The sequence below is a fragment of the Streptomyces sp. NPDC001339 genome (assembly GCF_042895955.1).
Classification (GTDB): Bacteria; Actinomycetota; Actinomycetes; order Streptomycetales; family Streptomycetaceae; genus Streptomyces.
On record NZ_JBIAWT010000003.1, the window covers coordinates 124,108 to 137,639 of the forward strand.

The 13,532-nt window shown below is 73.4% G+C and carries 13 protein-coding genes; 3 read left to right on the forward strand and 10 right to left on the reverse strand.

What is annotated here, in order from left to right:
• Positions 1-7 precede the first annotated feature (7 nt).
• Genes ACFY12_RS09610 through ACFY12_RS09620 form a run of 3 tightly spaced genes read right to left on the reverse strand, consistent with a single transcriptional unit; the run spans position 8 to position 2,345 of the window.
• Positions 8-739 (reverse strand): CoA-transferase subunit beta, encoded by a 732-nt coding sequence (locus ACFY12_RS09610; protein ID WP_390715210.1) that lies wholly within the window; start codon positions 737-739, stop codon positions 8-10.
• Entirely contained in the window at positions 736-1,584 is an 849-nt protein-coding gene (locus ACFY12_RS09615; protein WP_390715211.1) for a CoA transferase subunit A, read from the reverse strand. The genes ACFY12_RS09610 and ACFY12_RS09615 overlap by 4 nt, the downstream gene beginning before the upstream one ends.
• Positions 1,581-2,345, reverse strand: a complete 765-nt coding sequence (locus ACFY12_RS09620) for an enoyl-CoA hydratase family protein (RefSeq protein WP_390715212.1) — start codon at positions 2,343-2,345, stop codon at positions 1,581-1,583. Before ACFY12_RS09620 ends, ACFY12_RS09615 begins: the two co-directional genes overlap by 4 nt.
• A gap of 56 nt (positions 2,346-2,401) precedes the next feature.
• Here ACFY12_RS09620 and ACFY12_RS09625 point away from each other — a divergent pair, with 56 nt between their 5' ends.
• Entirely contained in the window at positions 2,402-3,217 is an 816-nt protein-coding gene (locus ACFY12_RS09625) for an SDR family oxidoreductase (protein WP_390715213.1), read from the forward strand.
• A 1-nt stretch (position 3,218) separates the two neighbouring features.
• On the forward strand, positions 3,219-4,133 hold the full coding sequence (locus tag ACFY12_RS09630; RefSeq protein ID WP_390715214.1) for an SDR family oxidoreductase: 915 nt from the start codon (positions 3,219-3,221) through the stop codon (positions 4,131-4,133).
• An 82-nt stretch (positions 4,134-4,215) separates the two neighbouring features.
• Here ACFY12_RS09630 and ACFY12_RS09635 read toward each other — a convergent pair whose 3' ends face one another.
• Together ACFY12_RS09635 and ACFY12_RS09640 are read right to left on the reverse strand one after the other, a co-directional pair.
• Complete coding sequence (locus ACFY12_RS09635; RefSeq protein ID WP_390715215.1) at positions 4,216-5,001, reverse strand: uracil-DNA glycosylase; 786 nt, start codon at positions 4,999-5,001, stop codon at positions 4,216-4,218.
• A 51-nt stretch (positions 5,002-5,052) separates the two neighbouring features.
• Positions 5,053-7,467 (reverse strand): glycoside hydrolase family 65 protein, encoded by a 2,415-nt coding sequence (locus tag ACFY12_RS09640; protein WP_390715216.1) that lies wholly within the window; start codon positions 7,465-7,467, stop codon positions 5,053-5,055.
• A gap of 189 nt (positions 7,468-7,656) precedes the next feature.
• On the opposite strand from ACFY12_RS09640, the gene ACFY12_RS09645 reads away from it, so the two are divergent.
• A complete protein-coding gene (locus ACFY12_RS09645) occupies positions 7,657-8,520 on the forward strand; it encodes a universal stress protein (protein WP_390715217.1) in 864 nt (287 codons plus the stop codon).
• 89 nt (positions 8,521-8,609) lie between these two features.
• On the opposite strand, the gene ACFY12_RS09650 is transcribed toward ACFY12_RS09645, so the two are convergent.
• The 5 genes from ACFY12_RS09650 to ACFY12_RS09670 all read right to left on the reverse strand — a co-directional run bounded on the left by ACFY12_RS09650 (position 8,610) and on the right by ACFY12_RS09670 (position 13,510).
• The gene (locus ACFY12_RS09650) at positions 8,610-9,950 is read right to left on the reverse strand and encodes a nicotinate phosphoribosyltransferase (RefSeq protein ID WP_390715218.1); all 1,341 of its coding nucleotides are present in this window, start codon (positions 9,948-9,950) and stop codon (positions 8,610-8,612) included.
• 68 nt (positions 9,951-10,018) lie between these two features.
• On the reverse strand, positions 10,019-10,318 hold the full coding sequence (locus ACFY12_RS09655; RefSeq protein WP_390715219.1) for a dsRBD fold-containing protein: 300 nt from the start codon (positions 10,316-10,318) through the stop codon (positions 10,019-10,021).
• Between the two features lie 61 nt (positions 10,319-10,379).
• Complete coding sequence (locus tag ACFY12_RS09660) at positions 10,380-11,240, reverse strand: universal stress protein (protein WP_390715220.1); 861 nt, start codon at positions 11,238-11,240, stop codon at positions 10,380-10,382.
• Between the two features lie 222 nt (positions 11,241-11,462).
• Entirely contained in the window at positions 11,463-12,734 is a 1,272-nt protein-coding gene (locus ACFY12_RS09665; RefSeq protein WP_390715221.1) for a sugar ABC transporter permease, read from the reverse strand.
• Positions 12,731-13,510, reverse strand: a complete 780-nt coding sequence (locus ACFY12_RS09670) for an ATP-binding cassette domain-containing protein (RefSeq protein ID WP_390715222.1) — start codon at positions 13,508-13,510, stop codon at positions 12,731-12,733. Before ACFY12_RS09670 ends, ACFY12_RS09665 begins: the two co-directional genes overlap by 4 nt.
• Positions 13,511-13,532: the final 22 nt, after the last annotated feature.

Consider the following 13,532-nt stretch of genomic DNA (forward strand, 5'->3'; position numbering starts at 1 on the left):
GTCGCCATCAGCCCGCGACCTCGCGTGCGCGCAGCCCCTCCGGGTCGATGACCTCGCGGATCAGCCGGAGTTCGGCGGGGGTGGGTTCCCGGGTGTACGGCACGTCGTCCGGGACCGCCAGGGGGAACCCGGTCGCCGCGGTGACCTCGCCGACCGTGACCCCCGGGTGCAGGGACGCCAGCCGCATCGAGCGGTCCGGTGTGGCGAAGTCGAAGACGCCCAGATCGCTGACCACCCGCGGGATGCGGTGGAACCGTGTCGCGGACGGGCCGGCGGCGGCCGCGCTGTCGTACCCGACCCCGCAGACCATGTCGACCCGGGCCACGAAGACCCGCGGGGAGTGCCGGGGAATCCAGTAACTCACCGGATGGTTGAGGGTGTTGACGGGGGCGCCGCGCACCCCCAGGAGCTGGCGGGCGGGCCGCTGCCAGTCGCCGACGCAGGAGATGTTCTGGTTGCCGAACCGGTCGAGCTGAGCGGCGCCCATCATCACATGCCGCCGGCCACCGGTCACCATGGCCAGATGCCGGCGGTAGGGAAGCCAGCCCTCCGGCGTGCCGTCGGCGCCGACGAGCGTCGCCTCGCCGTCGGTCAGCAGCAGATCCGGCGCGAAGGTCCGTTGGGCGAGCCGGGCGCCCACCGAGGGGATCAGGCCCATGGGGCTGGCGAGTACCTCCCCGTTGCCGCGCCAGGCGTCGGCGCAGGCGACCACGCAGTACTCGGCGCGGCTGGTGGTCATCGGGCCTCCTCGTGCCAGGCCCGGACGGCGGACTGATAGGCCTCCTCGTCGGTGCCCGACAGGAAGCGCTCCGCGAACTCGGGCCAGGGCGTGGTCGCGTACAGCTTCTGGAAGGGCTCGTCGCGGCCGTGGTCCGGCGCGCAGGAGGTGAAGTGCGCGCCGTGCGGCGTCTCGACGACACCGGTGACCGCGTGCCGCTTGACCAGCAGGGTCTGTGGCACCGCGGTCGCGAAACCGCCGGTGTCGACGAGCCGTTCGCAGGAGACGTACGCGGCGTCCGCGGCTTCGCAGAACAGGTCGTCGAAGTACGGATCCGGGCCCAGGTACTGGCCGTTGCCGAGCCGGTCGGCGCGGTTGAGGTGGACCAGGGCCGCGTCCATCCGCAGCGCGGGCATCGCGACGAAGGTCTCACCGTCGTCGTACGGTGAAGTGACCGTACGCAGCGCCGGGTTGACCCGCATCACATCGGAGCCGAGGCCCGCACGGACCGGCAGGAAGGGGAGCCGGTGGGCGGCGGCGTGCAGTCCCCACATGAACATCGCCTCGTCGATCTCGGTCAGCGCGAACGCGCCCCGCTCCCGGGCCGCGCGGAACTGCGGCTCCAGGGGGATCGAGTCGAGCGTCGCGAACGGCGCGATCAGCCGGCGGATCCTTCCGGCGGCGGCGAGCAGGCCGACATCCGGCCCGCCGTACGAGACCACGGTCAGATCGGTGACCTCGGACCGCAGCAGCGCCCGTACCAGCGCCATCGGTTTGCGCCGGGAGCCCCAGCCGCCGATGCCGAGGGTCATCCCGCTGCGGAGACGGGAGACGACATCGTCGGGCGTCATGGTCTTGTCGGTCATGGCTGCCCGGCCTCCTGGCGGTGCTCGGCGCCGAACACGTCACGGATCCGGCGGGCGACTCCGCTGAGGTCGGCCTCGAAGGTGAAGCCCTGTTCGAAGCGGTAGCTGCGGCGGACGTCGACCGGGTCGATACCGTTGATCGCGGCCTTGGCCAGCCGGATCAGTGTGCCGTCCTTCGCCGCGATCTCTCGCGCCAACTCCACTGCGGCATCATGGAGTTCGGCGCGCGGTACGACATTCCAGACGGAGCCGTGCGCCCGCAGTTCGGCGGCGGTGACGGTACGCGAGGTGTAGTACAGCGCCCGCATCAGATGCTGGGGCACCAGTCTGGCGAGGTGGGTGGCCGCGCCCAGTGCGCCCCGGTCCAGTTCCGGCAGGCCGAAGGTGGCGTCCTCGGAGGCGACGATCGCGTCGGCGTTACCGGCCAGCCCGATACCGCCGCCCAGGCAGTGGCCGCCGACCGCCGCCACGACCGGTACCTCGCAGTCGTAGACCGCGGCGAACGCCTCGGCGCAGCCGCGGTTGGCGCCGAGCAGCGCCGCGTGTCCGGTGTCCCGCCGCAGCTCCTTGATGTCGACGCCCGCGTTGAAGCCCGGCCCGGCGGCGGTCAGCACCACGCAACGGGTCTCCGGGTCGCGGCCCGCGGTCCGCACGGCGTCGGCGAGGTCGTACCAGCCCTGTACCGGCAGGGCGTTGACCGGTGGGAAGTCGACGGTGAGGACGGAGACGCCCTTCTCGGGGCGCGCGGTGGAGACACCCATCAGCGGATCAGCTACCTTTCCACCAAACGTTTGTTAGGCCGGGAAGGTAGCACCGAATGGAACTCGACGGGAGGGTCGCGGTCGTCACGGGCGGAACCCGGGGCGTCGGCGCGGGCATCACCCGCTCGCTGCTGGCGGCGGGCTGCGCCCATGTCGTCGTCTGTGCCCGCAGGCCACCGGACATGCCCCTCGAAGCCGGCGGAAGAGAGGCCGAGTTCAGCCCGCTGGACCTCCGGGACCCGGATGCCGTACAGGACTTCTTCACCGCCCTCGCCGAGACGTACGGGCGGCTCGACGTCCTGGTCAACAACGCCGGCGGTACGCCCTACCGCCTCCTCGGCGAGGTGCCCGCCGAACGGCACCGCCGGGTCATCGACCTCAACCTCACCGCGCCGCTCACCGCCACCCTCGCCGCGTACCCGCACCTCCGCGCCGCACACGGCTCGGTGGTGATGATCGGCAGCGTCAGCGGCACCCGCCCGTCACCCGGGACGGCCGCCTACGGCGCGGCGAAGGCCGGTCTGGAGCAGCTGGCGCGCTCCATGGCGGTCGAGTGGGCGCCCGACGTACGGGTGAACACGCTGGTCGTCGGCGTGGTCCGGACCGAACGGTCCGCCCTGCACTACGGGGACGAGAAGGGCATCGCCGCCGTCGCCCGCACCGTTCCGCTGGGCCGGCTGGCCGAGCCCGCCGACATCGGCGAGGCGGCCGTCTTCCTCGCCTCGGACCGCGCCGGATACCTCACCGGGGCCAGCCTGCTGGTGCACGGCGGCGGCGAACGCCCCGCGTTCCTCGACGCCGCGACCGTCAACCAGGGCACATTCGGCCGGCGCACACCCCCCGCCGCCACGACCGAAGGGACAGGGAACTGACATGCCGACGGGAATCTGCGCGGGCCGGGTCGCCGCCGTCACCGGCGCCGGCCGTGGCCTCGGCCGCGCCCACGCCCTGGCCCTCGCCGCCGAAGGCGCCCGGGTCGTGGTCAACGACCTGGGCGTCTCCACGGCCGGCGCCGGCATCTCGCCCGGTCCCGCCCAGCGGGTCGTCGACGAGATCCGCGCCCGCGGCGGCCAGGCCGTCCCGCACACCGCGGACATCACCACCCCCGACGGCGCCGCCTCGCTCCTCGCCACCGCCCTGGACACCTACGGCCGCCTCGACACCCTCGTCAGCAACGCCGGATTCCTGCGCGACCGGATGCTGGTCAACCTCGACGAGGACGACTGGGACGCGGTCGTCGGCGTCCACCTCAAGGGCCACTTCCTCCCGCTCAAGTACGCCGCCGCGTACTGGCGGACCGAGGCCAAGGCCGGCCGGACGCCGCGCGCCCGGGTCGTCCACACCAGTTCGGGCGCCGGTCTGCACGGCAGTGTGGGGCAGGGCAACTACTCCGCCGCCAAGGCCGGAATCCTCGCCCTCACGCTCGTCGCCGCCGCCGAACTCGCCCGCTACGGCGTGCAGATCAACGCCATCGCCCCCGCCGCCCGCACCCGGATGACCGAGCGGACCTTCGCCGGGACGATGGCGGCCCCCGCCGACGGCGGGTTCGACGCCATGGCCCCCGAGAACGTCTCCCCGCTGGTCGTCTGGCTCTCCTCCGCCGCCGGCGACGGCGTCACCGGCCGGGTCTTCGAGGCCGAGGCGGGCCGGATCACCGTGATGGAGGGCTGGCGCCCCGGACCCACCGCGGACAAGGGCGGCCGCTGGACCCCGGCCGAAGCGGGCGAGACGGTACGCACGCTGCTCGCGTCGGCGCGGCCGCCCCTGCCGGTGTACGGGACGTCCTGAGCAGGTCGTCCGAGGGCGGGCCGAGCGCGTTGCCCGAGGCCGCCGCGCCGAGCACGGCGCGGGTCACGCCGGCCGGCCGGCGTCACGCCGTCAGCCCCGCGCGGACGGCGGCGCGGGTGAGCAGGTCCTTGAGCATCTCCGGGGTGAGCAGGCCGGTGAAGGTGTTGCGCTGGCTGGGGTGGTAGCTCCCCAGGACGTACAGGCCCTGGCGCCGGCCCGCAGCGGGGAGGGGCAGTTCCACGCCATGTCCGAACGCGGGGCGGGGGCGGGGGAGCGGCCAGCCGGCCTCCCCGAGTACGGGCAGCAGTGCGTGCCAGGCGAACGCGCCCAGCGCCACGACCGCCCGCAGCCCGGGGCCGAGCAGTGCCACCTCCGCCGCCAGCCAGGGGCGGCAGGTCCGCCTCTCGGCGGGCGTCGGCTTGTTCTCCGGCGGGGCGCAGTGCACCGCCGCGGTGACCCGCACGCCGTACAGCTCCAGCCCGTCACCGCGGTGTCTCGCGGTGGGCTGGGAGGCGAGACCCACCGCGTGGAGCGCGGCGAACAGGAAGTCCCCGGAAGCGTCCCCGGTGAACATCCGGCCCGTCCGGTTGCCGCCGTGCGCGGCCGGCGCCAGCCCGACGACGGCCAGCGCCGCGTCCGGTGGCCCGAACCCCGGGACCGGACGCGCCCAGTACTCCCAGTCCCGGAACGCCGCGCGGGGGTGGGCCCCGATGTGCTCGCGCCAGGCCACCAGCCGAGGGCAGGCCCGGCAGCGGGCCACCCGCGCGTCCAGCTCGGCGAGCCCTCCGCAGCGGGGCGCGGTGCGGGCCGGGAAGTCGCTGTCCTCTTCCCTGCCCGGCGGCCCACCGGCCGCGCCCGTTGCGTTCATCCCCCCACGCTAGGTCCTGTTCGACGGGTCAGGCCCCAGGCTCGACGCCGGTCAGCCGTCCGGCAGATCGAGCCGCCGGGCCGTCCCCGGCGCGACGCTGAACGACCGCTCCCGCAGCCGCACCCGCACCGCCGCCTGCTGGGACTCCGGTACCGCGATCCGCACCTGTTCCCCGCGGATCCGCAGATCGATGTCCCAGTGGTGGCGGTAGCGGATGCGGACGTCGAACGTGGAGAGCTGGGGGAGCGGTACCGGGTCGAGCCAGAGGGCCCCTTCGCGGGTCTCCAGGCCGGTCAGGCCACGTTGCACCAGATCCAGGGTGCCGGCCATCGCGCCGAGGTGGATGCCCTCCGCGGTACTGCCGCCGTGCAGGTCGGCGACATCGCCGGTGAGCGCCTCCTCGCAGTACGTCCAGGCGTCCGGGCGGTGCACCCGGGCCAGCACCCAGGCGTGGACCAGGGCGCTGAGGGTGGAGCCGTGGCTGGTGCGCCGGAGGTAGTAGTCGACGGTGGCGCGCCAGGTGTCGTCGTCGAGGGCGTAGCCGAGCCGGCGGAAGACCGAGGCGAGCTCCGTGGGGGAGAAGAGGTAACCGAGCATCAGGACATCGGCCTGCTTGGAGGCCTGATAGCGGTTGACGGTGTCGCCCTCGGCCTCCAGGATCCGGTCCAGCCGCCGGATGTCCCCGTAGCGCCGGCGGTAGCCCGCCCAGTCGAATTCCGCCAGGTCCGCATAGCCGGTGAACTGGCTGATCACGCCCTGGTGGAAGGGCACATGGAGCAGCCGGGCGATATCGTCCCAGCGCTCCGGCTCGTCCGGGGTGAGCTGGATCTGCTCGAAGAGCTGCCGCCGGTGGGCCTCGGGGAGGGTCCGGCAGAGCTCGAGGGCGCGTATCAGCACCCAGGCCGCGGTGACATTGGTGTACGCGTTGTCGTCCACCCCGGGCCCGGCGGCCCCGGGATAGCCGTCGTGGTACTCGTCGGGACCGACCACACCACGGATCCGGTACCGGCCCAGCCCGGGGTCCCAGACCGCGACGGAGGCCCAGAACCGTGCGATCTGGAGCAGCATTTCGGCACCCTTGCCGTGCAGGAACTCGGTATCCCCGCTGGCCTGGCCGTACTGCCAGATGTTGTAGGCGATCGCCGAACCCACATGGTGCTGACGGCGCGAGTGGTCGGGCAGCCAGCGGCCGGACCGGGGGTTGAGATGGAGCTGCTGGGTCTCCTCGCGGCCGTCACCGGCGCTCTGCCACGGGTACATCGCCCCCGCCCGGCCCGCCTCCCGCGCCGCGTGGCAGGCGGCGGGCAGTCGCCGGTGGCGGTAGTCGAGCAGCGCCCGGGACACCTCGGGAAAGTGCAGGTTCAGAAACGGCAGCACGAACAGCTCGTCCCAGAAGACGTGCCCGCGGTACGCCTCACCGTGCAGGCCCCGCGCCGGCACCCCGACATCCAGCTCCGCGGTGTGCGGGGAGAGGGTCTGGAGCACATGGAAGAGGTGCAGCCGCAGGATCAGGCCCGCCTCTCCGGGCACCTCCAGCCGGGCCTGCCGCCACAGGTTGTCCCAGGCACGGCGGTGCGAGGCCAGCAGCTGCCGGAAGTGCGGGGCCTGGAGCACACAGGTCACCGCGGCGTGCCGGGGACTCTCGATCGCCGGGTCGTGGGAGGTGTACAGCGCCACCGTCTTGTCGACGGTCACGGTGGAGCCCGCGGTGACTGGCAGCAGCACCGTGTGGCAGGCCCGGAGCACGGTCAGCCGGGGCCGCGGCGGCACGCCCCGCCCGGGGGTGGCCCGCAGCCGCTCGGCCAGCGCGACACGGATGTCCGAGTCGACGGTGCGGCAGCTCAGCCACACCGTGTCCGGCCCCTCGGCACCTGTCTCCCAGCCCCGCAGGTGCTGGTCGGCCAGACCGCGATAGCGCTCGACTCCGGTGTTGCGGACCGCGCCGTCGATCCCCGCCTCCACCTCCACAGTGCCCGCCCAGCCCTCCGCCGTGAACGCGGTGCGCAGCGCGGCGAGATGGGGGTCGCCCATGTGCACCAGACGACGCTGCTCGACCGTCAGCCGCCGCCCGGCCCCGTCCTCGTAGACCGACCGGCGGGTCAGGGTGCCGTACCGCAGGTCCAGGTCCTGCCGGTGCTCCGTCAGCTGCGGGTGGTCGGGGGAGAGCCAGGGCCCCGGGGGCGCGTCGGCCGGGCGGATCCGGTAGCGCAGCGGCAGCCAGTTGGGCAGGTTGACCAGGTCCTCGTTGTCCACCGGGCGGTCCGCCACAGTGGACGTCAGGCGGTTGTAGCAGCCGGCCGCGTAGGTGCCCGGATAGTGCGCGGGGCCGGCCAGCACCTCGGACGCCGCGCCCCGGGTGCAGAAGTAGCCGTTGCCCAGCGCGCAGAGCGCCTCCCGCAGCCGTTCCGCACCCGCGTCGTACCCCTCGTACGACCAGGTCCAGGAGCGGCCGCCGGCGGTCGGCATCGGTCACGGCTCCCTTCGTCCTTCGTCGGTGTCCTTCCATGTCACCACGGCCGGGGGCCGGGGGCGCGGCACGCGGCGGGCGGCCCTGGCGTGCCCCGGGGTACGGGGTGACGATGGAGGGACACCGGCCGGACCGGGCGACCGGGCCACCGAGGCGACCGGGCCGGCGAGCGGAAGGCGGTGGCGGCGATGGAACGGCCCCTGGTCGTGGGCGTCGACGGATCGGACTCCGGCCTCCGGGCGCTCGACTGGGCGGTGGACGAGGCGGCGCTCCTCGGGCTTCCCCTGCGCGTGCTCTACGCCTCCGAATGGGAGCGCTTCGAGGGCGAGGCCCCCGAGCAGGCCCCGGAACGCCCCCGCGAGGAGGTACTGGTGGAGGCCGTCGTGGCCTCCGCCGCCGAACGCGCCCGCGCCCGCGACGCCGCCGTCGACGTCACCACCGAGGTGGCGCCCGAGGACGCGGTCACCGCCCTGCTGCGCGCCGGCCACACCGCGTCGCTGCTGGTCCTGGGCTCGCGGGGGCGCGGGGAGATCACCGGGCTGCTGCTGGGGTCGGTCGGGCTGGCGGTCGTGGCGCGGGCCCGCTGCCCGGTGATCGTGGTACGCGGCGATACGGCCGGGCTGACCGGCACGCATCAGTCGGTCCTCCTCGGCGTCGGAGACCCGGGCAAGGGCGCGGACGCGGTCCGGTTCGCCTTCCGGGAGGCCGAGGCCCGCGGCTGCCTGCTGAAAGCCGTCCGTGCCTGGCGCTGCCCGGCGCACGAGCGGACCGACGCGGGACACCCCGGGAGCACTCACGAACGGCAGGCCTCGGAGCTGATCGACAAGGCACTGGCCGCGGCGGCCGGCGACCATCCGGAGGTCAGGGTGCGGCGGACCACCGTCGAGGGCCCGGCGCACAAGGTGCTGGTGCACCGCGCCGCCGCGGCGGATCTGCTGGTCATCGGGGCCGGGCGTCGTCACGGCCACTTCGGACTCCCGCTCGGGCGGGTGGTGCACGGGGCGCTGTGCCATGCCGCCTGCCCGGTGGCGGTCGTACCGCAGCGCGGCTGAGCGAGACGCGAGTCTTCTCGCGGTGTCACCCATCTCCGTACCGCACACAGGCTCTGTACCCCACACAGGCCCTGTACCCCACACAGGCCCTACGTGCCGAACGGTGCCAGGATCTCCCGCTCGGTCCGCCGCTGTACCCGTTCGCTCAGTAGGGACAGCTTGTGCGACACCGTCGCCCGCACCGGCTCCGGCGACCGGACGCGCCGCGCCGTGCCGGGCAGCTCCGCGACGTCCGCCAGCAGCCGCCGGTGGGCGTCCGCGAGCCGGTCCCGTGGCGTACAGCGTCGGCCCGCCCGCATCATCGTCTCCAGCAGCGGCACCCCGTCCGCGGGCGGCGGCTCGTCGGCCAGCCCGATCACATCGTGACAACCGGGCCTGCGGAAGACCTGCTTCCGGCCCGGCGCGGTCACCTTCGCCGACGACAGCTTCATCACCGGCCGGCCGTCGTACGCCACCAGCTTGTACGCCGAATCCAGCGCGGGCGCGTCGGCGCTCACCCCGACGCGGGTGCCCACCGCGTACATGTCGATCGGCGCACCCGAGGCCACCAGGTCGTGCACGGCGTACTCGTCCAGCCCGCCGCTGGCGACGATCCGTACCTGAGGAAGGCCCGCGTTGTCGAGCATCGCCCGGGCGCGGCGGGAGAGTTGGCCCAGGTCACCGCTGTCCAGCCGGATCGCCGAGCCGTCACCGCGGCCCAGCGCGGTCAGCACCCGGGCCGCCGCCGCGACCCCGGACGCGGTGTCATAGGTGTCCACCAGCAACGTCACCGGGCCCGGGTGGCACAGCGCGAACGCGGTGAAGGCGGCCTCCTCGTCCTCGAACGCCTCGATGTACGAGTGCGCCATCGTGCCGACGGCCGGCAGGTCCTCGGCGTGTGCCGCCGCGACATTGCTGGTCCCCGCGAAACCGGCCATCGCCCCCAGCCGGGCCACCGTGTGCGCGACCTCGGTGCCGTGGGTACGCCGGAGCGAGAAATCCACCACGGGGCGGCCCTGCGCGGCGAGTACACAGCGGACGGCCTTGGACGCCAGCGCGGTCTGATGGCTGAGCTGGTTGAGAACGTACGTCTCCACCAGCTGCGCCTCGGGGAGCGGCGCGGTGATCTCCAGCAGCGGCTCATTGGCCAGCACCACCCGCCCTTCCGGTACCGCCCGGACCTCCCCGGTGAAGCGCAGGTCGGCCAGCGGGGCCAGCTCCCGCGCGGGCCGTTGCAGCGCCTGGGCGAACACCTCGACGTCGTCGTGCCCCACCCGGAAGCCGGCGAGGTGGTCGAGGACCGATTCGACGCCCGCGGCGATCAGGAAGCCCCGCTCCGGCGGCAGTCGCCGGACGAAGCAGCTGAAGGTCGCCGGCCGCACCATGCCCTCGCGCAGGTACGAGAGAGCCATGGTCACTTCGTACAGATCGGTGACCGTCGCATCCGCCATGGACGACTCCTTCCCGGCCGGGCCGCCGGCCCGGTGCGCCGCGCCCGGCTCAGGCCGGCGCGTTCGGCTCAGGCCAGCGCGTTCGTCCAGCCGTAGGCCATCCGGTTCTCCCGCCGGGGCGGCGCCGCACCGACCTCCTGGAGGTCGTCGTCCGCCACCCGCAGCAGCTGCCCCGCGAGGTCCTTCAGCGCGCGGCCGGCCGCGATCTCGTCCCCGATCTCCGGTACGTCCGGATCCTCGGGGCTGCAGCGGGCCGTGCCGCGCCCGGTGAAGGTGGTGGTTCCGGTGTCCAGGACCGCCCGCGCGGTGGTCATGCCGCCCTCTTCGACGAGGGAGACCCGGACCGGCCAGTCGACTGTGTTCGCCATGGCTCACTCCCATGCCCTTGGGCCCCCTCTACCGCCATCATCCGCCTTCTCCCTCGTGTTCTCACTCGTGCGGCACCACCGCCACCGGGCACGGGGCGTGATGGACGACGGCCTGCACGATATGGCCGATCCGCGGGCCCGGCAGCAGGTGGTGGTGCCGGCGTCCCACGGCGAGCAGTGCCGCGTCCGCGGTGTCGTGGAGCAGGGCCGGTGCCGGGCTCTCCATCTCGGCCCGCGCGTCCACCGGCACATCCGGATACTTCTCCCGCCAGGGCCGCAGCGCCTGCTCCAGCTCGTACCGGGCCTGCTTGGCGGCTTCCTCGGCGGCGGACGGCTCCACCCCGCCGCCCCGGTTGTACGCGTAGGCGGGCAGATGCCGGCCGTGTACGGCACGCAGGGTGACGCCGCGGCGCGCGGCGGAGGCGAAGGCGAAGGCGAACAGCGCCTCGCAGGGCTCGTGGAGGCCGACCCCGAGCACCACGTCACCGTCCCGCCCGTCCGGCGTGGGCTCCTGCTCGGCGCGTACGATCACCACCGGTGTGCTGGTGTGCGTGACCAGTTGCAGACCGAGTTCACCGAGGACGTAGCGCGACATCGGGCCGAGGTTCCGCGAGCCGAGGACCAGCAGGTCCGACGCGGCGGCGGCCTCTTTGAGGGCGTCCATCGGGTCCTTGGCCACCAGGTCCGCGTCCACCGGGATGTCCGGGTACCGGGTGCGGACGGCGGCCTCGGCCTCGTCCATCATCCGGTGCGCCCAGTAGTTCTGGCTGCTGTCCTGGGGCCCGGTTTCGGACGCGAGCAGCACCCAGGCGTGCAGCAGCCGCAGCCGGGCGTGGCGCAGCCGCGCCTCCCGCGCCGCCCACAGGACGGCGGCCCGGGACTCCGGCGTACCGTCCACACCGGCCGTGACGATGTCCTTCATGACCTGGCTCCTCTCTCCGGCGGCCGTCCCCGGCCCGCGGTGTCAGTCGCACACCTCCAGCCTCCGCCCAGGTCCCTCCCGCCCGCACGGCGACCGCGCGCCGCCGTGGCTCCGGTCCTGTTAGAAGCGCCCTGGCCAGGGCCTGTATCGACAGTCGCCGCGGGGCCCGCCCTTCGGGCGGACGACGGGACTTCCGACACAGGCCATAGGCCCTGGACCGCCCTAGACCCGGCCGTGGGACCGCTGGGCGCGCCGGGACAGCGAATCGATCACCACCGCGACCAGCAGCACCCCGCCCGTGATCATGTACTGGACGGCGGTCTCGATGCCCATCAGGGCCACCCCTGACGCGATCGACTGGATGACCAGCACCCCGAGCAGCGCCGACCAGGTCCGGCCCCGCCCGCCGAACATGCTGGTGCCGCCGATGACCGCGGCGGCGATGGCGGCCATCAGCAGATTGCCCGATCCCGAGGTCTGGGAGACCGAGGTGACGCGGGAGGCCAGGAACATCCCGCCGATCGCGGCCATCGTCCCCGACACCATGAACACCGAGATCCGCACCAGGTCGACGTTCAGCCCGGTGCGCCGGGCCGCCTCCACACTGCCGCCCAGCGCGAAGATCATCCGTCCGTAGCGGGTACGGCACAGCACCTGGTCGAGACCGACGAGGAGGACCAGGAAGATCAGCAGGGCCAGCGGCAGGCCCTGGAACTGGTTGAGCACATACGCCGCGGCCACCGAGACCACCGCCAGCACGCCGGTGCGCAGCACCAGTTCGCCCAGCGGCCGGGCCGGCACCCCGGCGGCCCGGCGACGGCGTACGTCCTGGTAGGAGGCGAGGAAGTAGCCGGTGGTGCCGAGTACCGCCAGGCCGTAGGCGTAGGCGTCGTGGGTGAAGTAGAAGCCGGTCAGCTGGGCGACCAGACCCCGGTCGTCGAGGTTGAGGGTGCCGCTGGAGCCCAGGAGCGAGACCATCAGGCCGTTCCAGCCCAGCAGACCCGCCAGCGTCACCACGAAGGCGGGCACCCCCACCTTTGCGAAGAAGAACCCCTGCACGGCCCCGATCGCCGTACCGCAGAGCACCGCGAGGAGCAGCGCCGGCCCCTCCGGCATGCCGTGCTGCACGTTCAGTACCGCGAAGGCGGCCGCCGCCAGGCCGCTCACCGAGCCGACCGACAGATCGATCTCCCCGAGCAGCAGCACGAAGACGACACCGGTCGAGATCATCCCGATACCGACGATGTCCACGCTCAGCACGGACAGGTTGCGCGGTGAGAGGAAGTTGCCGTTGAGGCTCTGGAAGATGATCCACACCACGAGCAGCCCGAGGACGACCGGGACTGCCCCCAGCTCACCGGCGTGGAACCGACGCCGGAGGATCCGCAGCGGGTTCTGTCCGCCACGCCCGTCCGGGGTCCGGCCGTCTGGGGTCCGGCCGTCCGCGCCGGCCGTCCGCTTCCCGCGCCCTGCCGCCGACCACGGCCGCCTCACCCCTCCACCTCCCAGCCCGGCGCCCTGCGCCGCGTCACCGCGTTGTCGGTGGCCCCGGTGATGGAGGAGATGATCTGCTCGTGGGACGTTGTGCCGACGTCGAAGAACCCGTTGTTGCGGCCCAGCCGCAGTACCGCGATCCAGTCCGCGACGGCCTTGACGTCCCCCAGGTTGTGGCTGATCAGCAGGACGCCGAGACCCCGCTCGCGGAGCTGGTCGACCAGGTGGAGGACCTGCGCGGTCTGTTCGATGCCCAGGGACGCGGTGGGCTCGTCGAGCAGGACCAGCCGGGGCTCGCCGAGCATCGAGCGGGAGACCGCGATGGTCTGCCGCTGGCCCCCGGACAGCGAGGCGACCGGGATACGGACGTGAGGCATCCGGATGGCGAGCGAGTCGAGCAGCTCCCGGGTGCGGCGCTCCATCTCCACCTCGTCGAGCAGCCCGGTCCGCTGGAGCTCCCGGCCCAGGAAGACATTGCCGACCACATCGAGGTTGTCGCACAGCGCGAGGTCCTGGTAGACGGTGGCGATGCCCAGCTCCTGGGCCTCGTGGGGACGGGTGATCCGGACCGGCCGGCCCTGCCACTCGACGGTGCCCGCGTCGGCCGGGTCGACCCCGGCGATCACCTTGATCAGCGTGGACTTTCCCGCCCCGTTGTCCCCGACCAGGGCGACCACCTGGCCGGCGCGCACCTCCAGCTCGACGTCCGCGAGCGCCTGGACCGCGCCGTACCGTTTGAAGACTCCGCGCAGCCGCAACAGCGGCGGTGCTGTCATGGGGCACCTGCCTTACCCGGTG

Coding starts and splice junctions, on each gene's coding strand:
- ACFY12_RS09620 (WP_390715212.1), bottom strand. CDS start 2,345: ATGGGTGTCTCCACCGCGCGCCCCGAGAAGGGCGTCTCCGTCCTCACC.
- ACFY12_RS09610 (WP_390715210.1), bottom strand. CDS start 739: ATGACCACCAGCCGCGCCGAGTACTGCGTGGTCGCCTGCGCCGACGCC.
- ACFY12_RS09615 (WP_390715211.1), bottom strand. CDS start 1,584: ATGACCGACAAGACCATGACGCCCGACGATGTCGTCTCCCGTCTCCGC.
- ACFY12_RS09630 (WP_390715214.1), top strand. CDS start 3,219: ATGCCGACGGGAATCTGCGCGGGCCGGGTCGCCGCCGTCACCGGCGCC.
- ACFY12_RS09640 (WP_390715216.1), bottom strand. CDS start 7,467: ATGCCGACCGCCGGCGGCCGCTCCTGGACCTGGTCGTACGAGGGGTAC.
- ACFY12_RS09670 (WP_390715222.1), bottom strand. CDS start 13,510: ATGACAGCACCGCCGCTGTTGCGGCTGCGCGGAGTCTTCAAACGGTAC.
- ACFY12_RS09650 (WP_390715218.1), bottom strand. CDS start 9,950: ATGGCGGATGCGACGGTCACCGATCTGTACGAAGTGACCATGGCTCTC.
- ACFY12_RS09655 (WP_390715219.1), bottom strand. CDS start 10,318: ATGGCGAACACAGTCGACTGGCCGGTCCGGGTCTCCCTCGTCGAAGAG.
- ACFY12_RS09660 (WP_390715220.1), bottom strand. CDS start 11,240: ATGAAGGACATCGTCACGGCCGGTGTGGACGGTACGCCGGAGTCCCGG.
- ACFY12_RS09625 (WP_390715213.1), top strand. CDS start 2,402: ATGGAACTCGACGGGAGGGTCGCGGTCGTCACGGGCGGAACCCGGGGC.
- ACFY12_RS09645 (WP_390715217.1), top strand. CDS start 7,657: ATGGAACGGCCCCTGGTCGTGGGCGTCGACGGATCGGACTCCGGCCTC.
- ACFY12_RS09635 (WP_390715215.1), bottom strand. CDS start 5,001: ATGAACGCAACGGGCGCGGCCGGTGGGCCGCCGGGCAGGGAAGAGGAC.